Genomic DNA, 21,294 nt, shown 5'->3' with positions numbered 1-21,294 from the left:
AACAGTCTCTCAGCATCAATTATATTCTATGTACTGCAGTTTACTTATTCTGAATGCACCAATGCAAAATCTTGGCAATATTTCGGGCATCATCCACACCTCGGTGATGGGTTCCGTCTAATTTAAATCCAAGTTCGTTCAAGGCTCTTTGCATGCCTACACTCTTTCTTATTGTAGGATGAATTTCTCCGAATAAGGTTTTGACATTGATGTGGTCATCACTTAACGGATAATCCACATAAAATCTTCTGGACTGGTTCTGAAGCATATTCAGATCATAGTTTCCGTAGCTTGCCCAGGTTAATTCTTCTGAATCGTATTCTGCTCTCAGAATATCAAAGGCATCATCCAGCATAATTCCCTCACTATCCAGCATATTTTGGGTAAGAGTGGTAAGTTCCGTACAGAACGGACTCACCTTTGAATGTTGGGGTTTTATTAAGATTCCTTCATTTTTTGAGATCTTACCGGTTTTTGCATTCATAATACAAACTCCGATTTCTATAATCTCGCTTTCCTGACCTCTTGGCGGACGGTTTTCCCAACACGTGGCTTCAAGGTCTATAATAAGTATATTTTCTGTTGTTTTCATTGTTTTTTATTTAAAATTAAAGGATGGATGTGAGTTATTTTCTTAATATTCATTTCCATCCAGATTATTACTCCAAAATCTTATTGAGAATTTTGGCCGTGTTATAAGCATCGTCTGCCAATGGTGGTGTCCACCTTTCTTTTTCATAATTTCCTTTACTTCTTCGTAGGAAACCGGGACTCTCCAAATGAGATTTTTGTGAAGAGTGGAATTTTTAGGTTTTACTTTCGAAATGCTTTATAAAAAGCGGTTTCAATTTCCTGTTGGTCATTCTCAGTATATCTTCTTGAAAAATGGATTGGAACGGCTTCTTTCACTCTACATTCACTCATAATTTTCCCTGATGCAGAAGCAAAACTGTGATAATTAATCTTTGCAAATTCTTGATCCGTATCCTTATAAAAGGTTTCAATATAAACCATATCAGCCTGAGCGAAAACCGTTTTTATCTTTTCATAATTGTCTTCATCTACGGCATGATCCATAATGACTCCTAATTTATAGCCTTCATTCCGGGTTAACAAATGGAACAGTTCTGATGCTTTATACCCCATTTTTTCAATTTCAATTTCCTTGTCTGCATCATTATTTTCAAAGGCTTTTTTCAGTTCGCTGATCCATTTTCCTTTCTTAAAATCAGAAGCATTTTCATGAAAAGTCACTGAATCTTTTTCTTTAAACAGATACGCAATGGAATCTGTTTTGTGATCCAGAATAGCAAAATCAACATCTACATATTCATCTGCAAAAAGGAAATTCTGAGTGTTTACAAACTCCTGTGTCCAGTAAGGAGGACGAAGAGTATAAACATTGATTTCTTCTTTGGAAACAATCTCATGAATTTCATATTCAATTGCATTTTCTGCTATTAAATTCCATGTGTAGGATTTTAATCTGGCTTCAATTTGCTGGTGAATATTTTTAGGTCCACAGATGGTTACTTTTTCTCCGCTTCCAATCTGGTGTCTGAAAATTCCGTCAAAATTGGCAAAGTGATCAATATGGGTATGGCTGATGAATATTGCTGATACCATTTGCACTTCTTTTACCGTCAATAAACTTGCTTCCCCGCAATCACATAAATAATGTTTTGGTGAGTTGGAAACTTTTATTAATATACTGATGTCTTCGTTTAATAGACTTTTTATTTCTGCCTGTAACATTGTTTTTTTCTTTTTAAAACCACAAAAACAGTTTCTTTGTCATGCTGTAAGAATCTAAATTTATAACCGTAGAGATTCCTACGGAACGACAAACCAGTTATCTAAAGTGAGTTTTCAAATTCTCAAATGGGACAAAAAACACTTTATTTGTGGTTGGGTTTATACATAAAAAAGTTCCGGTAAAAATTTACCGAAACTATACTTTAAGAGTCATCAACTCTTCTTTTACACAATCTATGACTGCAGAATTCAACTTTTTATTGATCTTCTTCTGTTCATCTTTTTCTATTGCAGTGAAAGCTGACGGAAAATCTTTTTCAAAATCTTCCAAAATATCCTGCGCAAAAAGGCCTACGACTTTGCCCAACATTCTGGGTTCAAATTCACCTATTTTGCTCATCACATTATTCAATCTGTTGGCTGTTATATATGCTTGAATTTCTTCCCAGATATTTTGAGCCTTTTCACCAAAACGAACTGTTTTTTGAACTGTCTTCTCTTGTTTTCTAACTACTTTAGACCTTTCGATCCATTTTTCATTTTTGTTTTTAAGAATGACTCTGGCTCCGTTTCCGAAATACCTGGTTTTTAAGGTCTTGATAATGGTTCCTTCACACATATTGTTCATTTCCGGCAACCCTAACCACGCTGGGATTTTAGAATTGAAAACATTCGGGAATCTCAAAGCTTCTTCTAAAGTACCTTCAAATAAGGTTTTAGCATAGAAAAATCCTGTCTCCTCAAAAATTGAGTTGATGATATCCGTATCCAAATAAGTAACCCCATTCAACTTAATATCAAATGCATAAAAATCATTGTAAGGGGCATATTCAATACCTGCCTGCACTCTTACCGCTCCTTTTACGGGCTCTACTTCTTTATGTTTGTAACCGCCGCCGAACAATTCACCATAGATTACTACTGTTTCAACATCCGGGTATATTGTTTTCACTTTTTGAAACAAATTAATTACATTTTTTCTGTATTGTTCCAAAATCTGATGTGCATTGTAAAATTTTTCATCTTTCTCAATGAAAGCTGTTCTTTTGGCAATCTTAATTTCCTTTCCGTCGGTAAAGAAAGAGAAATTGGCACCATGAACTTTCTCCTGTACGATGAAAACCTCATCCCCAAAACCCTGCAGCCTGATCTGATCGATCACGCGGGTTTGGTAAGCATTTTCTATTGAATTATATGTTTTGAAAATCATTTTTTTTGGTTTTTAATCATTTCTGATTGGTTGCTTTCCATTTGGGTGATATGTCTTTTCGCATGAAGTGAGAGAAAATAAATGTACTCATATACATTAATTTTACCCAGATCATTTACTGTCATGGTTGTTTTATAGAGTAAACCTTCGCCATTTTTCATCAATTCCAAATAGTTCAGACATTGATGATATTGTTGAGCAATTATCTCTCTGATTTCTTTTAGATCCTGCTGTCCTTTTGGCTCCATATGCTCCGGTCTTATCCATTCGAAAGCACCATATTCACCTACTTTTTCAAAGTTTTCTTTATTGAAATTATAATTTTTAATTTCAGATTCGAGGTTAAGTTCTAAAGAGTTCCGCATTGCTTTTTTTGCCCCCTTTTCAATGAGAATCAGTAAATAGAAATTCGTAAGATAGATGTGCTCTAAAATCTGCTGAACCGTCCAGCCTCCTTTTGATGGCTGATAGTTCAGAATTGTACTGTTTTTTTCAAACCATTTGTCTACTTCATTAAAGCTGAAGTTAAGATGATTTTTAATATCCTGAATGAATCTGAAAATGTCCATTATAATTTTTTAAAGTTTTTTAAAAGTCTTTCAATATTCTCCTTTCCTACAGGATTCATAGAGTGGCAATAGAAGTTCGGTATGTCTAAATAATGATCCATACAGTATTCTACCAGCCATTTTGCACAATCATATCCTGTTTTTTCAACAAATTCTTTCGTATCCTGGTTCAGATAGTGCTCATCGGCAAGGTCATGATCAAAAGAAATCATTTCCGGAAGTCCTTTTTCCAGGATTCTATTGACAAATTGATCGTAATTCCGAACAATATGCCAGTCTCTTCTGAGGAATATGTCCTGTTTGGTATAATGATAAGCTTCAATAGGATATCTTATATCATCCAGAAACAATAGTCTTTTGGTCATTTCCATGGTTATTGGTTTAATTTTTTATCTTTTGGAGGCAAAGGAAGTTCATATTATAATTATAAAACTTCTAGCTTCCTTACACCATCATATCGGCACAATTGGAACTTGCGAAGGCAAAAGGTTTTGCTTTAAATACATATCCCATCCCCAGAATATATCCCATGGCATCTTTTAATGCTACATTGGATTTAAAATCCGGATCGGTATTAATATCTGCGTGTACCTCCATTTCTACTCCATAAGTGTCCAATACAGCACAAATCGCATAAGCAATCTCAACGGATTTGTTGACTTCGTTCAGCATTCGCTCTTTAATACTGATGGTCTGTATTTCTCTTTCTTTTCTGATAAAGGTAAACGCTCCTTTTCCCTCACGAATAAATACTACTGCCGTAGCATAATTAATAGCATCTCCATATACGTGAGAGTCTGATCCCACACATACTTTCAGACGGTGTCCGTTTGCCTGTTCGCGAATAATGGCTTTTTCTACCAGCTGTGTGATAGAATCCTGGAAAATTTTTCCATTCATATTCTGCCATGTTTGTTGTTGCGTTTCCATTTTTTCTACATATTTTAATTGATAAATGATTATTGACTATTCATTTTCTGCACTCCGACCCGGGCTCAAACCAGTACATCAGTTTTGGAGACTGGGATACTGCCATTACAATATCAGAGTAAATGCTGTTAATTCATCAGGACTCGAACCTGAACTCCAAGAATCAAAATCTTGTGTGCTGCCCATTACACTATGAATCAGATTTAAATGAATGAGTAATAAGTAATTGGTAATGAGTAATGATTAAAACTGTTTTTCTATTATTCATTACTTATTGCTTATCATTCATTTATTGTGGAAGTAGTAGGATTCGAACCTACTCAGCAATAAAGCAACAGATTTACAGTCTGCCCCGACTCTCCAACTCCGGCGTACTTCCCTGTTTATGAGTAATGAGTACTAATAAAATGACTCTTCTATCATTGATTACTTATTGCTCATTATTCATGATAAAAGAAGAAGCTTGTCTTTAAAATTTGCTTAACAAAAAGAACTTCTACGCTTGACAAGCCTTTCTTCAGAAAATTATATTGAGCATTTTATATTTTCTTTTTTCTTTGACCAACTGACCAGGAATCGAACCTAAACAACAAGAGTACATTTCCTGCATGCTGCCATTACATTATCAGCGGTTTTGTGAAAGCAGCAGGATTCGAACCTACTCAGCAATGAAGCAACAGATTTTAACTCTGTCTTTTTCATTTTTTTAAGGAATCGTTCAATTCGTTCCTCATATCAGTCTGCCCCGACTCTCCAACTTCGGCGTACTTCCAAATATTAATGATGAATGATAAGAGATAAACAATCTCTGCTCCATCCTTAGTTCCTCTTTTAAAAAGAAAAAGCCTGTCTGTATTTGTGTTTTTGGCTTAAAGATCTTCTGCTCCTGACAGACGTTTTCTTTTCTTAATAAAGGATATTTTTAGCTATAATTGATGAATGATACCCTACATTTCAATTTCAAGCTTTATTTTGAGATGGCTATGGGATTCAAACCCACTCAGCTTACGCAACGGTTTTGCAGACCGCCCCGACTCTTCCACTTCGGCGAACCATCAGATTTAAATATGAGTAATAAGCAATGGATATTGAGTAATTTTTTTACTGCCTATTATTCAAAAAAAAACAAAGTCTGTCCCAATTTTTTGTTTGAACTTCTGCGCTAGACAGACTTTATTTTTACCTAAAATTTATTAATCATATTTGCATTAAATTCTAACTGCTGTATTGAGAAAGAAAAAGTCTGTCTGTATTTTTCGTGTTTTGGCGTAAAGATCTTCTGCTCTCGACAAACTTTTACTTTTCTCCTGAAACAATTAACATTTAGTTACTGCGATTCCGGAAAGATTCGAACTTTCAACTTCTGGTTTAACAGACCAGCGCTCTACCATTGAGCTACAAAATCGTTTGTACGGGAAGAGGGATTCGAACCCTCAGCGCCTTGATCCTAAATCAAGTGTGTCTACCGTTCCACCATTCCCGCGGCCTCTTTTAATAAGTAATGAGTAATTAGTGATGAATAATGATGATGAAAACTACTTTTTCAATCTATAATTACTGATTACTCATTGCTTATCATCCTGTCTGGAAAGCAAGATTCGAACTTGCGACCTCCCGCGTCCAAGACGGGTAAACAACCACCGTTATCTTTCCAGCTTTGCAGATTCACTTCAACATCTTTTTCCGGGAGACAGCCGGAGCAGAAATGTTCCATGAATCTTTGCGGTCTATGCGAGAATCGAACTCGCAGTACCCAAGAGACAGTCGGGCAGGTTACCGTTACCTCAATAGACCTTTTTTTGACCTCAACAGGATTCGAACCTGTAACACTGGGTTTAGAAAACCCATGCTCTATCCGGTTGAGCTACGGAACCGTTTTAGTAATCCCAGAAAGATTTGAACTTTCAACCCCCGGTTTAAAAGACCGGTGCTCTAACCATTTGAGCTATGAGATTTTATGTTTGGGGTATCTCCGGGGATCGAACCCTGTTCTCCGGTTCCACAGACCGGCGCTTTACCAAATAAGCTAAAGAAACCATAAAACAAGCGCCTCTTTTTGGGAGGCGCTTGTTTATATTCTGACGTGATAGATCATTAGCTGACCCACGTATATAAGCACCTTTTATTCACAATTTCACGATCATAAGCACACACAGTACCTGCCGGCTCCTGTCCGAATAGTTCTGAATACTGATTAAGTATGTTATGCAATTGTTTCATTTTATTTTTGTTTTGTTTTTAAATTATTTTTTGTTGAATCCTGAAAACTGTTGCTTTCAATTTTCGGTTGCAAAGTAAATATGAATTTTTGGAACCTGCAAATAAATTTTTAAATCAAACTACTGAAAATCAGATAATTACACCTTAAGTTAAAAATAAGAGATTTCCGTCCGCAATATTTTGCAGATATCTTAATTACCTAAATGACTGTCTCTCATTGGTTTGTCTATCACTCTATTTTATTGTATTAAAGTTGCATTGTTGATTAAAAATTTTTCATGTTTATGGTTATTTTTTTTCATTCTAAATAATTTCTGACCTAAAAAACAAAAAACGCCTCGATTTTTCGAGACGTTTCTGCAATATTTTGATTAATTTTTTACGGGTTTACTGTAAATAATTTCCAAAGTCAGCACATTTCGCCTCATTCCATATCACCTCATCATATGCAAATAATCCCAATATTGATGGGCTTTTGCATAGTTCTGCATTGATATGTGCTCTTTGTATTGTCATAATTTTCTGGCGCAAAGATATAAAAAATTGTTTTTCTACAGGGGAAAAAAGCCTTGAAGCAGGAAGTAATTGAAGAAACCGTATCTAAAATTCCACTACTAAAAGGTCAATATTCATTCTCCTCTTCCAACATCATTTAATGTTTAAACATTTTATTTCTTCCTGTTTTAAACCTTGAAATATCTTTAAGGATCACTTCATCGTCAGGATTAAAATGTTTCAGCTCGTTAACAATTTCTGAACGGCTTTCTACTTTTTCAGCTATGATCCTGTATGCAATTTCTTTGGTGGCAGACTGTAACTGAGGATCTTTTTTAAACTCAAGCTTCATAGCTTCCAAATAGATGATTTTTTTATGAGCCGGAGTTTTTTCATACATTCTCTGTATTTCTGATTCCAGTTTTTTAACATCAAAAATATTGGCAAAGTAGTTATTCAGACAGTTGAAAGTATCTTTATCTTCTTCCCAGCCTTTTAATAGTACTTTTTGGGCTTCTTCCGGCTTTTCCATTTTCTTCCGGTATACTAAAGAAGCTTTTACCATCTGATTATTGGAGGTATAATCATCCGCAACCATCTGGTAATAGATATGGGCATTTTTCACGTCATTGATTTCCCTGTAAAGATCACCCACTTTTTCTTTCTGCTCCATTTCTTTGTAAAGATCAATAGCTTTTTTGTACTGTTTAGCTTTTTCATAGCAATGGGCAGCATCTGATTTACTTTTTAGCTTTTTAAGATATACTGCTGCTGCTTCATTATAAAATTCACCATCTTCCAGTGTTTTTGCTCCTCTATAATAATCCTGCAACAGGTTCATATAAACTTTTGCTGCTTTTTTGTAATCTTTTTCTTCAATATATTTTTGGGCAAGATCTTCGTATTTGCTCCTGATCCTGTCAAACAGGGAGTTTTCCAGATAGAAATTTCCTCCGGCTGCTCGTCCTCTTCTGGAATTCTGCTTATTTTGTTCTTTATCTTTCAAGGAAGCAATTACCATCAGGATAATAAATGCTACAATCAGAAAAATGGCTAAAGTTCCGATGACGCTCCAAAAACTCTCATGAAACAGCTGGGCCACGATTCCGATGACTTTAAACATGGCCAGCAATACAAAGGCAGCCATAAACTTGTCTATAAATTTCTGTTTATTCATCATCATCGGATTTTAAAATGGTTTTGTCTTCTCTGAACAAACGGTAAAGTAATAACATGACTCCAACAGCCAGTACCCAAACGAACCAGTTATAGCCAAACATTTTAACTAATGGATAAAACAGATAGACCAGCATCACAACCAGAATAGCAATCAAAAGCAATTTCACCCAAGCCGGAACATTATCTCCGCCCAGATTTAATGATTTATTTTTAAAAAGGAAGGAATATAATCCAACTCCTGCAATCATCAGAATAACCATGTATACAATATCGGAAACAGGGGGCTCTTTTTTTAATGAGCCATTACCAGATTCCACTCCTTTTATTTTTGAATCTTTAATGGCTGAAGGAGAAGCCATATCTGCCATATCAATGGTTCCATAGAGTTTTCCCAAAGAATCCTGCATCAGAACCTGTTTTCTCTTTAAAAGATACTTAACAACATCTCCATTTACCGGTTTTCCTTTGGTATATTGTTTTAAGGAATCTGAAATTTTACGTTTCAGCACTTCACTTCTTTCCTGAATATGCCTGGTTATCCTTTTGGTATAAATTATTTTAAGGGAATCTCTGCTTTTCTGCTCTTTATTGCTGAGCTTTTGAATATCATGGCCAATTTCCCCTACATTCCTTCCGCCTTTCTTTTTATATTCTTCTTTTTCTTTTTCCGTTTTGCTTTCCTGCAGCCCGGCATTCAAAAGTTCATTAGACAGGCTTTTTCTTTCACCAAAATACATGGAGTCTATCTTTTGGTCAATTTCAGAAACCCCGGAGTGAAAAGCAATCATATCTGAAGGAGTTTTTACGGCATCTGCTACAATCTTTCCTGAAGAAACAGTATTTTCTTCCTGAAGAATTCTATCATCAGCTGGTAAGACTATTTTTAAAACAATTGCAATAACAATAACAGCCCAAAATATTCTACGGAAATTCCGGGAACCCGCCGTTTCTTGTTTTCCACCAGATCCACCGCCGAATAATTGTTCCAGCCATGTAAATTTCCCAAATCCATTTCCTCTGGAAGTCCCCATAATATCCAAAGGCACACCTAATTCAATAGCTCTTTCAGGATATTTTTCTATGTATTTTAAATATTTTTCAATTTCTTTTTTGTTTCCCGCCATTACTTTTTTCAGGTCAAATGGCAGGCTGTTCATCCATTCTTCTTCGGTTTGAGGTTTCTGTAATGCTTCGAGCATTTTTTCCTCATCCATTTCAACCGTATAACTTTTTATGGTTTGGGGGATTTTAACACCGTTCGATGGTTTTTTGATAGTTTCTTCTATTTTTCCTAGCTCCTGGATCAGCTCCAGCCAATCAATCTGTTCTGATAATTTCACCAGTCCGAATTCAGGATGCATGATGAGAAAATCTGAATCTACCGTGTCCCAATCTTCAGGGTTAACTTTTGGATAAAACGCTGTATTTTCCGGAATAAATAATCTGTTGTCTACACATTGAAAATAAGCATTTCTTCCTATTTCCTGTGGAGCATGATCGCTGAATATAAGAAAGCAGCCGTACAGTATATTGGGACTGTCAGCCGGAACAGCATAGGACTTTACCATATCCAGATTTATTCTCAGTGTTTCCATTTCCTGAAGCCATATCACAGGTGAAGAACCTTTTATTAAAAGTCCTTTTTTAGGATAGCTGTTTTTCGGGAAAGGTTTTATTCTAAGCTCCATAATCCAAAATCTGACTTATAAACGGCGTTAAGTATTGGTTATACATTTCTTCCATGGTTCTTATTTTCAATAAGGTCTGTTCCGGAAGATAATATTCCGATCCTCCGAATTCTGTATGGGTAGCCAGGGCAAGAAATCCGTATGTTGTAGTGGGCATATAAAATTCTTCTATGCCTTTATTACTGCTTCTGAATGTCAGCATTCCGCGGGAATCTGTGATGATTTCACTCCCATCCGGGAAGGTATATTTATTTTTGTTCTGCTCTGCAAAAATTTTGATCTCGAATCTGTTTTTATAAAGGCTCATGGTGTTCTCATAAACACTATTTATTTCACATCCTGAAAAAACCAGATTGTCTTTAGCGTTAATACCTATTTTATTAAAATTACCTATAATTTTTAATCCACTTCGGTTTAGCTTGGCTACTTCCGTATTCACTTTTGTGGTATTTTTATCTATATCATCATATTTATTATCAAGAGGTTCTACAGAGGTATTTCCTTCAATATTGATCTTATAAAGTAAAGGATTGTCAAACTGATGAAGATAAAAGCTTTTTCCAAAATAGATTAACGCATAGTTTTCCGGAATATTCAGCCCGGTGACATTCATCTCAGAATATTCTCTTGTATTCAGATTAAGCTTCGATACTAATTTTTTAGCAGGCTGATATTGACAGAGAATAAAATGCTGCTGTTTATTTTTGGCGAGTGCAAACTGTCCGGCTGGCTTTACGGAAATATTCTGAATCATTACTTCGCAGCCATGAAAAGTCTTATAATAATCATAGGAATGCCTGTCATAATAATTATCAGAAAGATAAGTTTTCAACAATTGTTTTTTTGAACTCAGGATAAAAAATTCACCCTCGTATAAAAACCTGGCCATCTGGTTAACAGGGACAGGAAACAGGATTGGGTAGTTCAATGGAAGATCAGTTTTCTTTCCATTCAGATTGATTTCTGCTCTTTTCTGCTGTGGCGGATTGGCCCATAATTCCTGAAGAGGAAGTTTTATTTTCTGTATATGCTTTCTTGCTCCTTTATGATGTTTATAAAAATTAATTTCCCCATCTGAAAGGGTGGTTACCAAAAACTTAAGTCTGTCTCTGTTTTGATGAACGACCTTTTGGATTTTTTCGTCTTCAAGGTTTTCCTGATGAGTTATAAAAAAGACTTCCATATCTTTTTGTGGATACTCTTCATTAAAAAATTTTTCCAATGCATCGGAAACTTCCAGCACCGGACTCACTTGATTAAGGTTTTCAATTACATTTTCCACCTGATCCAGGGAAATAGGAATTGCAGCCTGCCCCAATGCCATCACTTTACATTCCGAATGGGCCTTTGGATGCTTAATTATGGCAATCGCAGATGCAAAAGCCAGTACTTTTGGTGTTCCCCAGTTTCTTAAGGAAGTGTCAATCAGGATGATTCTTTCAAAGATATTTTCTTCAGGGGGTATTTCTCTCTGGATGTATAAGGCTTCATTATTGGCTACACGGTTTATGAATACCTCATCTTCATTGGCAAATTCTGACAGAAGCATTCTGTGAAAATCTCCCTTATTGGTCATATCAGAAATTCCACCAATGGGCTGCTCTCCCGGAGAAAGATGGCGCATAGGAATTTTTAGTCCGCTCCAAATCCTTTTGATAAGGCTTCCCACCTGGAATGTTTTAGGTTCTTCAATCAATTCCCTGATAAAATCTTTATCTGTATCCGCGGTAGCTTCTTCCTCTACCACCTCATCATCCAGTTCTGGCTCTTCAATTAACCCTTTCATGGCATCAATGATGGATTGTGCGGTTGGAAATCTATCATTAAGGTCCAGCGCTTTTAAGTCTCTGCTTAAAACACTTTGTTGAGCAGGTTGTTTTTCTGCACAGACAGACAGTTCGTGAGTTCTTTTATAATAAATTCTGAGATAAGATTCAGCATTAGCAGAAGATACTCCGTTGTGAATATCTTTAAATAAAGTCTGCAGCAGTACAATCTTATTCTGCTTTTGTTTGTAGACTTTAGGAAGTGATTTTATTTTTTCGAGAAATTCAATTGCTCTTTCTGCATTGAACTCAAAGTTTCCAATGCTGTAAATTTTTGCGGTATGTCTTAGAGGGCCGGCAAAGTCTGTATACCCTTCCTGCATTGCATATACAGCCATCAGTAAAGCTCCGAACGGCGGCCATCCCTGTGGCAGGAGTTCTTTAAGAATTTCTATCACATAAGGCCTGTAAGCAATTGCCCCCACTCCCGGGATGGAGAGGAGGTTATTTTCATGATACCCGGAATCTCCGGGAACGTCTTCATCGGTTTTCCACTCCCAGAAATAGTTTTCATAGGATTGAAAATATACCTTTAATTCCATTCTCTTGATTTTTCAGTAAGACGGAACGAACTTACGGACAAGGGACGAAAATCTGTTTTTTTAATGGCAAGGTAATTTCCGTTCTCATCCCATAACAGCCAACCATCTGATTCTTCATTATATTTTTGCTGTAAAAATGTACTCAGATTTTTAAACTCAAAATCAAAACCGGATGGCAAAAGATGTCCGTCTTTTGCCCAATATGTTTTTCCCGGCAGACTTAATAATGGGGTTCCTAAAAAAAGAGCTTTATCTTCTATCACAGTCCATTCTAATTTTTCCAGTCTGAACTTTGGCAACGCTGCAATACTCTCTTTAATGTCTTTAATTTTGCTTACCAAAGCAATGACCGGGTGTTCTTCGTTACTTTCTTTTATTCTGACCCTAACTTTTTCACTGATCCCGAAATAGTTTTGATTGGAAGCCGGAAAACTTAGGCGCAGTGCCTTATCAATCGGCATCCAAAGCAATGCTGTTCTCACTTTTTTACTGGGAACTAATGCTTCTTTTTTAAATAACAGCCCATCCCGCAGCTCATACAGCAAAAAATTGGGTAGCTGATGAAGTTCTGAAGCGCATACCTGTTCTTCCGTAAAGCCTTTAAGCCATAGAATTTCTTCGTCCGTTGAGATCTGAACATTTTTCCAGTCACGGATAGAGCCCAGATAATCTTCATCGGCCCGCGGGATTTCTGCCCAGAATTCTTTTATATTGTCTGAAGGATTTTCTGCCATAAGCTTTCAATTTCCTGTTGGATGTATTGCTTTTGTTCAGGATTTCTGATCCAGTCGCAGCGTGTCTGCAGGTATCTGAGTTTATCTTTGATTACGTTTTGCTCTTCAAAGCTTAGTGATCCCTGGTTCCATTTATCTACAAGGATTTTTACATCCTTCATCACTTCTTCCGGATTGGGAGTTTTGTTCTGCATGGCTTGTGGATGAGAGTCCGGATGATTATCTTTCTCAATGGTCCGGTTAATGATCCCTTCCAGAATTTCAATCTGTTCTTCGGTATCCCAGATATGTTTTAAAACCCAAAGATCCGAAAGAATGGCTTCATTTCTTCCACAAATAAGGGCACTTGCAGCAATGAGGTTCTGAAGTTTTACTGCTCTACGGTCCGAAATGGCAATTCCGGTATTTCGCAGGCTCATGATGGTATTCAGATAGACTTCATAAATTGGTTTTAAATCTACTGTTCTGCACAGATTCTGTAATTCTCTGATCTCATTGGCATGAATTTCCGGAAATTCTGTTTCTTCTTCGTTTTCCAGTTTTCTTCCTGCCAAAAGTACTTGCTGTAAAAGTTCAGGATTCACATAATCAACATTGATCCTTACCAGAAAACGGTCGAATAATGCATTCAATGCTTCATCTTCCGGAAGGACGTTACTCGCTCCCACGAACATTAAAGCAGGTAAATGTTTTGTTTCTTTTCCTCTTTTGAATATCTTTTCATTAAGAGCCATCAGAAGAGAATTCAAAATAGCGGAATTGGCATTGAAGATCTCATCCAGGAAAACCATGGAAGCTTCAGGCATCATCCCTTCGGTATTGGTCAAAAGTTCACCTTCTTTTAATTTTCTGATATCAAAAGGACCAAATATTTCGTTCGGCTCTGTAAAACGGGTTAAAAGATACTCGAAATTCTTCCCGTCTTTTACAGTTTTGGCCAAAGTTCTTACAATAGCTGATTTTGCAGTACCGGGAGGACCGTATAAAAAGGCATTTTCTCTTGCCAAAAGGCAGATTCCCAGTAGATCTACAACATCATTTTTACCAACAAAGGTATCTTTTACGTAGTTCAGAACTGTATTGAGTGTATTGATATGCTGCATCATTGATTTTCTTCAGTTATTATTTTTAATTCTCTCCAAAATGCTTCTTTATGCATTCCAAATTCTGCCATAAGCAGTTTATTGATGAACGGAATTTCCGCAAGTTTATAATCTTTTTTTTCAACAATTCTTTCCAGGTATAATTTCCGGTAGGTTTTGTCTTTCAGCTCTTCTTCCCAGTTTACTTTTCCCAGATCCAGATCATATCCAACTCCTGAATAATGAAATTCTGTGAGAATTTCTTCAAGTATTTTAATGAGTGGATCTTCGGGATCTGCTGAGTTCAGAGCAAAAATAATTTCCGGTAGAAATCTCAATGATAAATCAGCAGATAAGATGGAGGAAATATCTCGCGTTCCTTTAAATTCCGGAATTAAATTATCCAAATTATCAGCAGTTTTTTCCCTTACCAGATAGAGTTGAGCACTATAGTACAGCACTTTTGCAGCCCAGACCGCTGTTGTTTTATTACATGTTAGCTGATCGGACAGAAATTCCAGTCTCTCTTTTTCAAATTCTGCTTCAAAATACACTTCTGCTTCCTGCTCTTCCGTTAACGAAATAGCCCGGATATTGGAAAAAAGAGTAATGCATTCATTTTTCCTCAGCAAAAATACTGTATCTAAAAATGGTGATTTGGTTTCCATCATCTAACAAAAATAGAATTATTTCATTGAGAATAAAATTTTTAAGAAGAGGATTGATGTTAAATTATGCTGTTGATGAGAAAATGTGGTCTTTACAGATTTAAAAGTGCAAATTTCAATTAAAAACTGATGAAATTATTATGTTGGAAAATGCAAAGGCACAAGTTTTTTCTTTTCACATGTTTTAAGGCACTAGGATTTTATCTGCGATAAATTGGTTACTGCTAATAATTGCCACGAATTCTTTTTTTATTCATGTATTCGTGGTAAAAAAATAAAGCAATATCCTTACTCTTGCGCCTTAAAATGTGCATAACGTTAATCAAAATCTTTCGCCCTTGCGTTTTCCAACAAAAAAGTTTAGAGATTGCTTCGTGGCTTCGTTCCTCGCAATGACTGGCTAAGCTACTATTTCAATGATATTGTTTTCCGGATCAAGGATAACGCTTTCATAATATCCGTCGCCTGTTGTTCTTGGTTCTCCGGCAATAGTATAGCCATCTTTTCTTAAAGTTTCTGTAAGCTCATCCACTTTTTGCTTACTTCCTGCAGAAAATGCAAAATGAATGATTCCAAACTGCTGAAACTCATAAGAACTTCCATTTTCTCTAATATTCGGCATGGTCATGATTTCAAGGCGGCATCCATTCTCAAAACTGAGAAAGTAAGATTCAAAATTTCTGACGGGATTGGTGTATTTTTCATTGGAAACTGCTCCAAAATATTTTTGATAAAATGTTCTGATTTTCTCCAGATCTCTTACCCAAACGGCAATATGTTCTATTTTCATTTTTTAATTTATATGATTACTATTGCAAAAGTAGCCTGCTCAGCGATGGGATTTCCGCTCTCTGTTATTCTATCTTTGTTCTGTATTTACCTGTTTTTCCCGGAAGGAAGGCCAAGGCTGGAAGACATTAAACAAAATACTTATATACAATTATTTACTTATTATATTCTTAAATAGCAACATTCTCTTTTCACTTCTCAAATGATGGGGTCAATATAAAAGTTATTATCTTTGTGCCATTCAAAATAAAATTATGAGTATTCACATCAGTGCAAAAAAAGGAGAAATTGCTAAAGTAGTATTGCAGCCGGGGGATCCGCTTCGCGCACAGTATATTGCTGAAAATTATTTAGAAAATGCAAAACTGGTAAGTAAAACCAGAGGTATCTTTTATTATACAGGACTTTACAAGGGGAAAGAAATCACTGTAGGAGCTAGTGGAATGGGATTCCCAAGCATCGGAATCTATTCTTTTGAACTATTTACAGAATATGAAGTAGATACGATCATCAGAATCGGAACATGTGGGGCTTACAATACAGACCTTAAGCTTTTTGATATTTTAAATATTGAAAATGCTGCCAGCGAAAGTACATATGCCAAATACGCATGGGGAATTGAAGAAGACATTCTTCCTCACCAGGGAAATATCTTCAACATCATCAATGAAACTTCTAAAGAATTATCTATAGACGCTAAAGCGATCAATATCCACAGTAGTGATATCTTCTACAGAAAAGATCCTAACACTCCTGAAATTGCTACAAGATACAACTGTCCAGCAGTGGAAATGGAGGCTTTCGGACTGTTTGCAAATGCTCAGCACTTAGGTAAAAATGCAGCTACGATTCTAACGGTAACTGATATTATCCCTACTCATGAAAAGATCTCTGCTGATGAAAGAGAAACTGCTTTAAAGCCAATGATGGAGCTGGCTTTAGAATCTGCTGTCAAAAGTTTATAAAAAAAAAGAATAAAGGCAAATTTGCTTATCTTTCTACATAATTAAAAAGAGCTTTACTGATTCAGTAGAGCTCTTTTTTATATTCTGAAAAAGTTTTTAGCAGTTTCTGTAGTTTCATCCGCTACTTCAGAAATACTGATCTTCTTTAAATGGGCAATAGTCTGTGCCACATAGGGCAGAAAGGCCGGTTCATTTCTTCTGTTCTGCATTCCCCGCATATTCTTCGGCAGCATGAAAGGGGCATCTGTTTCAATCATCATCCTGTCTATCGGAACGTATCGGATAACTTCTTCTAAATGTTTAAATCTTTTTTCATCACTGATGGCTCCTGTAAAGCCTAAATAAAATCCTTTGTCCAAATATGTTTTTGCTTCATTTAACGTTCCTGTAAAACAGTGTACAACGACTTCCGGTAATTTGGAAAGATACTCATCTGTAATTTCATTGAATCTTTTAAAGGCTGATCTTTCATGGAGGAAAAGAGGTTTGTTTACTTCTATTGCCAGTTCCAATTGAGCTTTATAGCATTTTTCCTGAACGGGTCTTGGTGAAAAATCACGATCAAAATCCAATCCGCATTCTCCTACTGAAATCACTTGATCCTGCTTCAACAGTTTTTTAAGTTCATTTACACTTTCGTTATTAAAAGATTTTGCATCATGGGGATGAATTCCTGCTGTTGAAAATAAAATATCAGGATAATCTTCTGCTATTGCCGCAGATTCTCTGCTTCCGCGTATGCTCGTTCCTGTGAGGATCATATAGTCTACTCCATTATCCATAGCGCGGTTAATAATTTCTTCATGTTCATTGTAGAACTGTTTATTGGTCAGGTTAATGCCAATATCGATGTATGTGTTCATTTGTTTTAATTTTTTATACTGTTTACGGACAAAATTACCTCCTTAAAACGCAGTCTTTTTGCGCAGCAGAGGAAGTATTGGGTAATTACCCGAAATTACAATACAAAGAGTGACTCCCAAACTCCTTCTTCCAGTCTTCTATTCATTGATAAATTTTTCCAGGAAACCTATCAGCTTTTTTCCGCCGTGGCTCCAGCGGATGCCATGTCCTTCCTTTTCTCTGACTTCAAAAACGAGTTCATGTTTATAATGAAAGAAGACATTCCACCATGTCTTATTTTCAAGGATATCCTGAATTTTTTGAATCACTTTTTCCTGCTTCTGCTGGTTATTTCCTTTTACTTCGCCCCAGAAATCATCACCGTTCATTCTTCCGGTATGCTTTTCCCAGGCGCGTTGGGCAATAGTAATTTCTTCGTTAAATGGTTCTTTACAGGCTTCTATCAACACAGAGTTCAGTGGTGGCACTGCATTTTTATCCCGAATACTGGCAGAAGTAAGCCTTTGTCCTAAAACAACCAACCACTCTTCAAACGGTATGGATTCCAAATGTTTTGCTTTAACCTCATCAGTATCATTGCTGTTAAGAATGCTGTTAAACATATTAAAGATTTCACCCCTGTTGATCTCAATTTCTTCATTAAAATAAGGAAGGTTCCATTCCAGCGTTTTATCCTGAAACTTTTGAATGTTCTCAGACAGTTGTTTCAAGTGTTCTTCAGCTAAAATAGCTCCATATTCGTCTTTCCAGCTTTCGGAGATCCATGGAATATATTGTTCAAACTTATTCATCATAACATTTTACCAGGTTAACGAATAGGCTTTTGTCTTTAAGCAAATAGCCTATGAGATTAAACCATTCTTTACAATGATCCAGAATCCAGGCATCTGAAGAAATAATGACCTCTGAACTTTCTGCAAGGAATTTATCCGGACTGAACTGTAATTCAATATCCCAATTCAACTGGTTCTCAACAGCAAAATCCAGAACAATCTGTTTAATTCTTCCGCTATTGGAAACTGGCTGGTCAAAAATCCAGATCAATTTCCGAACCTCGGCTTTCTGGAAGAATTCAGCTACAAGCTCTATTGCTCTCTGAGTCTGGTTTACTCTTTTATAAGTTCCATGAACTCCTGAAAGATCCCGGAAACAGCCATCAACGCCTTCAAAAATGTAAGCTTCTGACAACAGGCTTTCTAATAAAATCAACACATTAAAACCATCAAGATAAACGGTTCTGCCTCTCAGATCTGAAATATTCTGTTCTTTCTGTTTTCTGTGCTGAATTTGTTCATCAGATGCTGAAGCTCCACGTAATGCCTGTACCTGTCGGGTTTTTAATCTGTATCTGTTCCCAACAAGATCAGATGCTGCTTTTTCTGCATATCCTCTTGTGAGTAAATACTGCATATCCTGAACAGCCAGTTTTATCTTGCTGATTTGCTTTTCCAGACCAAAGAGCATGTCATCCCCTGTATTTTTTCCGCGGTTTCTGTTATTCATACTCAAAAATAAATTTTTTAAACATAAGTACCCGCAGATTATGCAGATTACGCAAACTTTTCCATCATAACCCTTTTCGGCTGTAGACTGTAATATCATATTATTCAAATCAACGGGTACCGGTTATATTTTTTACAACAAAAGAGATATTTTATACAACAGTTTTATGATGCATTAGGGATAAGTTTGCAAAGACTTAAAAATACCCTTATGAATACACTGAAAAAATTATGTTATCTGTCTGCAGCAATACTTTTATCTGCTTCTTTCGTTTCGTGTTCCAGCGATGATAACGAGATTGTGATTGAGCAGCAGACTCCCTCACAGGTTCTGTCCTCTACTCCATGGGAAACTACAGGAGCTAAAGATAAAAACGGGGCCAATGTAGCGTTAACAGATGCCAGCGTAGCCGGATACGTAGGGTTTGCTTACTTCAAAGCAGATGGAAACTTTGCTATTTACAGTTTAACTGATGTATTGAGGTCAAGAGGAACATGGTCTGTAGATGCTCAGGGAAAAACGAGAACTATTGCAGCTTTAAACCCCGATGGAACAACGATCTTCAAACGTGATGTTGAAATTCTTGTTTTAAACAGAAATGAATTCACCTACAGAATCAGGCCTAATGCTGCTGACCCATCTATTTATTATGATATTATCCATACAAGAACGGCTCATGCAGAGCCTAAAAACGGACAACTTACCCTGGCTTCCACTCCATGGAAAACAACAGGTGCCAAAGATAATACCGGAGCCGCTGTTGCTTTGGACAATGCCAGTGTAGCAGGTTATGTAGGTTATTCTTACTTCAAAGCTAACGGAACTTTTAGAATCTTCGGACTAAATGATGTATTAAGATCTCAGGGAACATGGTCTATTTCTCCTGATGGAAAAACAAGAACTCTTGTTGCTTTAGATGCAAACGGCAATGTGATTTTTACCCGTACTGTAGAGATTCTTGTTCTGAACGAAACTACATTTACCTACAGAATTACTCCTGATGCTGCCCAGCCAACTGTATTTTACGACATCATTCATACTAAGGATTCTCACATGGAACCTCAGTAATGATTATTTTTTTTATAATAAGGAAAACCTGCTCAATATGGGCAGGTTTATTTTTATTGTTCATCCTGGAGATTGAAGAAGAAAGAGTTTCTTCATTCCTATTATTGAACTGTATTCACAGAGCTTCAGTCTCTGCTCAGAATGGCAATGGAATTGATTTTTACCAATATTCTTCCCACCATTTTTCCCAGGTAACATTTTCTAACTGATCCAGATCTACTTTTTCTCCTATGACAGGTAAAGTAATAGACTGATTATTATCTTCTGCATTTTTAGCCGCCAATTCTACAGGCTCAAACCATGCGTGCTGGGAAAGCTTAAATTTTGAATGATGTACGGGGATAAAGTTTTTTGCTTTTAATTCCTGCACTTCTGTTATTAGCTGATCTGGCAGCGTATGAATGTAGGGCCATTTTTCGTTATATTGTCCGCATTCCATTACGGCAAGATCAAAAGGTCCGTATTTTTCGCCAATTTCTGTAAAATGGTTTCCATAGCCACTGTCGCCTCCTAAAAATAAATTTTTGGTTGGTGTTTTCAGTACAAAAGAAGTCCAGAGGGAAATATTTCTGTTCAATAACCTTCCGGAAAAATGTCTTGCCGGCGTAAGGGTAATTCTGAAACCTTCTGCAATATCGATACTTTCCCACCAGTTTTTCTCGATAATTTTTTCCGGATTCCAACCCCAATATTCAAAATGCTGGCCTGTTCCCAATCCGCAAATTACCTTTCCTACCCTGTTTTTTAATTCCTGTATGGTTTTATAATCCAGATGATCCCAATGATCATGGGAAATCAAAAGGAAGTCTATATCCGGCATATGTTGCGGTTTATAGTAATCTGCTCCCGGAAATGCTTTTATAGATCCAGGCATTGGAGACGCATTTCCACTGAAAACAGGATCTATGAGAATTTTTTTACCATCAACCTGTATAAAATATGAACTGTGCCCGAACCATATCAGGACATTTTCTTCCGGAGAAAGTTTTTTTAAATCTGTGATAACAAATGGAAGGGCAGATTTCGGAGAAGTGTTTTCCACTTTACACAAACTGTTAAAAAGGGCTTTGGTCATACTTTCACCTTCCAGTAAAGCTGGAGTGGCAAGTATGTTCTGAAATCTCCCATTGGCATAGTTGGGAAGTGTACTGAAGTATTCCTTTCTTTTTTCATCAGGGAACTGCCCGAGCTGTTTTACTAAATTCAT

The 21,294-nt window shown here is 36.5% G+C and carries 20 protein-coding genes and 10 tRNA genes; 2 read left to right on the top strand and 28 right to left on the bottom strand.

Annotation, left to right across the window (positions count from 1 at the left end):
- Positions 1-40: 40 nt before the first annotated feature.
- From EG339_RS09545 to EG339_RS09450, 24 genes are all read right to left on the bottom strand, one after another.
- On the bottom strand, positions 41-592 hold the full coding sequence (locus tag EG339_RS09545) for a 3'-5' exonuclease (protein WP_123869979.1): 552 nt from the start codon (positions 590-592) through the stop codon (positions 41-43).
- A gap of 221 nt (positions 593-813) precedes the next feature.
- Positions 814-1,755, bottom strand: coding sequence for an MBL fold metallo-hydrolase (locus EG339_RS09540; protein ID WP_123869978.1), 942 nt, complete (start codon positions 1,753-1,755; stop codon positions 814-816).
- A 196-nt stretch (positions 1,756-1,951) separates the two neighbouring features.
- Positions 1,952-2,965, bottom strand: coding sequence for an RNA ligase, Rnl2 family (locus EG339_RS09535; protein ID WP_123869977.1), 1,014 nt, complete (start codon positions 2,963-2,965; stop codon positions 1,952-1,954).
- Entirely contained in the window at positions 2,962-3,534 is a 573-nt protein-coding gene (locus EG339_RS09530) for a DinB family protein (protein ID WP_123869976.1), read from the bottom strand. The genes EG339_RS09535 and EG339_RS09530 overlap by 4 nt, the downstream gene beginning before the upstream one ends.
- Complete coding sequence (locus tag EG339_RS09525) at positions 3,534-3,905, bottom strand: cyclic-phosphate processing receiver domain-containing protein (RefSeq protein WP_123869975.1); 372 nt, start codon at positions 3,903-3,905, stop codon at positions 3,534-3,536. Before EG339_RS09525 ends, EG339_RS09530 begins: the two co-directional genes overlap by 1 nt.
- 73 nt (positions 3,906-3,978) lie before the next feature.
- Positions 3,979-4,464, bottom strand: a complete 486-nt coding sequence (locus EG339_RS09520; RefSeq protein ID WP_123869974.1) for a ribonuclease H-like YkuK family protein — start codon at positions 4,462-4,464, stop codon at positions 3,979-3,981.
- Between the two features lie 128 nt (positions 4,465-4,592).
- Positions 4,593-4,664: transfer RNA gene (locus EG339_RS09515), tRNA-Gln, on the bottom strand.
- Between the two features lie 95 nt (positions 4,665-4,759).
- Positions 4,760-4,843: transfer RNA gene (locus EG339_RS24250), tRNA-Tyr, on the bottom strand.
- Between the two features lie 258 nt (positions 4,844-5,101).
- Positions 5,102-5,236: transfer RNA gene (locus tag EG339_RS24245), tRNA-OTHER, on the bottom strand.
- 203 nt (positions 5,237-5,439) lie between these two features.
- Positions 5,440-5,521, bottom strand: a tRNA-Cys gene (locus EG339_RS24240).
- A 276-nt stretch (positions 5,522-5,797) separates the two neighbouring features.
- Positions 5,798-5,869: transfer RNA gene (locus tag EG339_RS09510), tRNA-Asn, on the bottom strand.
- 5 nt (positions 5,870-5,874) lie between these two features.
- Positions 5,875-5,947, bottom strand: a tRNA-Leu gene (locus EG339_RS09505).
- 100 nt (positions 5,948-6,047) lie between these two features.
- Positions 6,048-6,119: transfer RNA gene (locus EG339_RS24235), tRNA-Pro, on the bottom strand.
- A 68-nt stretch (positions 6,120-6,187) separates the two neighbouring features.
- Positions 6,188-6,258, bottom strand: a tRNA-Asp gene (locus tag EG339_RS24230).
- A gap of 87 nt (positions 6,259-6,345) precedes the next feature.
- A tRNA-Lys gene (locus EG339_RS09495) sits at positions 6,346-6,419 on the bottom strand.
- 9 nt (positions 6,420-6,428) lie between these two features.
- Positions 6,429-6,501: transfer RNA gene (locus EG339_RS09490), tRNA-His, on the bottom strand.
- 570 nt (positions 6,502-7,071) lie between these two features.
- A complete protein-coding gene (locus EG339_RS09485) occupies positions 7,072-7,200 on the bottom strand; it encodes a penicillin-binding protein (RefSeq protein WP_164465438.1) in 129 nt (42 codons plus the stop codon).
- A gap of 136 nt (positions 7,201-7,336) precedes the next feature.
- On the bottom strand, positions 7,337-8,362 hold the full coding sequence (locus EG339_RS09480) for a soluble NSF attachment family protein (RefSeq protein WP_228459734.1): 1,026 nt from the start codon (positions 8,360-8,362) through the stop codon (positions 7,337-7,339).
- Positions 8,349-10,046: an APC family permease gene (locus EG339_RS09475; RefSeq protein ID WP_123869972.1), complete on the bottom strand. Its 1,698-nt coding sequence runs from the start codon at positions 10,044-10,046 to the stop codon at positions 8,349-8,351. Before EG339_RS09475 ends, EG339_RS09480 begins: the two co-directional genes overlap by 14 nt.
- On the bottom strand, positions 10,036-12,414 hold the full coding sequence (locus EG339_RS09470; RefSeq protein WP_123869971.1) for a hypothetical protein: 2,379 nt from the start codon (positions 12,412-12,414) through the stop codon (positions 10,036-10,038). Before EG339_RS09470 ends, EG339_RS09475 begins: the two co-directional genes overlap by 11 nt.
- A complete protein-coding gene (locus EG339_RS09465) occupies positions 12,405-13,148 on the bottom strand; it encodes a hypothetical protein (protein WP_123869970.1) in 744 nt (247 codons plus the stop codon). Before EG339_RS09465 ends, EG339_RS09470 begins: the two co-directional genes overlap by 10 nt.
- Positions 13,121-14,254, bottom strand: a complete 1,134-nt coding sequence (locus tag EG339_RS09460; RefSeq protein ID WP_123869969.1) for an AAA family ATPase — start codon at positions 14,252-14,254, stop codon at positions 13,121-13,123. Before EG339_RS09460 ends, EG339_RS09465 begins: the two co-directional genes overlap by 28 nt.
- Positions 14,251-14,901 carry a hypothetical protein gene (locus EG339_RS09455; protein WP_228459733.1) on the bottom strand — a complete coding sequence of 217 codons (651 nt, stop codon included), beginning with the start codon at positions 14,899-14,901 and terminating at the stop codon, positions 14,251-14,253. Before EG339_RS09455 ends, EG339_RS09460 begins: the two co-directional genes overlap by 4 nt.
- Before the next feature lie 397 nt (positions 14,902-15,298).
- Positions 15,299-15,688, bottom strand: coding sequence for a VOC family protein (locus EG339_RS09450; protein ID WP_123869968.1), 390 nt, complete (start codon positions 15,686-15,688; stop codon positions 15,299-15,301).
- Positions 15,689-15,941: 253 nt separating this feature from the next.
- Here EG339_RS09450 and deoD point away from each other — a divergent pair, with 253 nt between their 5' ends.
- Positions 15,942-16,652, top strand: coding sequence for a purine-nucleoside phosphorylase (deoD, locus tag EG339_RS09445; protein ID WP_123869967.1), 711 nt, complete (start codon positions 15,942-15,944; stop codon positions 16,650-16,652).
- Between the two features lie 77 nt (positions 16,653-16,729).
- On the opposite strand, the gene EG339_RS09440 is transcribed toward deoD, so the two are convergent.
- The 3 genes from EG339_RS09440 to EG339_RS09430 all read right to left on the bottom strand — a co-directional run bounded on the left by EG339_RS09440 (position 16,730) and on the right by EG339_RS09430 (position 19,019).
- Positions 16,730-17,515, bottom strand: coding sequence for a TatD family hydrolase (locus tag EG339_RS09440; RefSeq protein WP_123869966.1), 786 nt, complete (start codon positions 17,513-17,515; stop codon positions 16,730-16,732).
- Positions 17,516-17,653: 138 nt separating this feature from the next.
- Positions 17,654-18,310, bottom strand: a complete 657-nt coding sequence (locus tag EG339_RS09435; protein ID WP_228459732.1) for a hypothetical protein — start codon at positions 18,308-18,310, stop codon at positions 17,654-17,656.
- Positions 18,300-19,019: a DUF434 domain-containing protein gene (locus tag EG339_RS09430; protein ID WP_123869965.1), complete on the bottom strand. Its 720-nt coding sequence runs from the start codon at positions 19,017-19,019 to the stop codon at positions 18,300-18,302. Before EG339_RS09430 ends, EG339_RS09435 begins: the two co-directional genes overlap by 11 nt.
- Before the next feature lie 210 nt (positions 19,020-19,229).
- Here EG339_RS09430 and EG339_RS09425 point away from each other — a divergent pair, with 210 nt between their 5' ends.
- The gene (locus EG339_RS09425; RefSeq protein ID WP_123869964.1) at positions 19,230-20,087 is read left to right on the top strand and encodes a DUF4822 domain-containing protein; all 858 of its coding nucleotides are present in this window, start codon (positions 19,230-19,232) and stop codon (positions 20,085-20,087) included.
- A 160-nt stretch (positions 20,088-20,247) separates the two neighbouring features.
- Here the strand turns inward: EG339_RS09425 and EG339_RS09420 are convergent, their stop codons facing one another.
- Positions 20,248-21,294, bottom strand: a complete 1,047-nt coding sequence (locus EG339_RS09420) for an MBL fold metallo-hydrolase (RefSeq protein ID WP_123869963.1) — start codon at positions 21,292-21,294, stop codon at positions 20,248-20,250.

The sequence above is a fragment of the Chryseobacterium bernardetii genome (assembly GCF_003815975.1).
GTDB classification, from domain to species: domain Bacteria; phylum Bacteroidota; class Bacteroidia; order Flavobacteriales; family Weeksellaceae; genus Chryseobacterium; species Chryseobacterium bernardetii.
The sequence above is the reverse complement of the archived record's forward strand: the minus strand, read 5'-3'. Positions and strand labels throughout refer to the sequence as shown.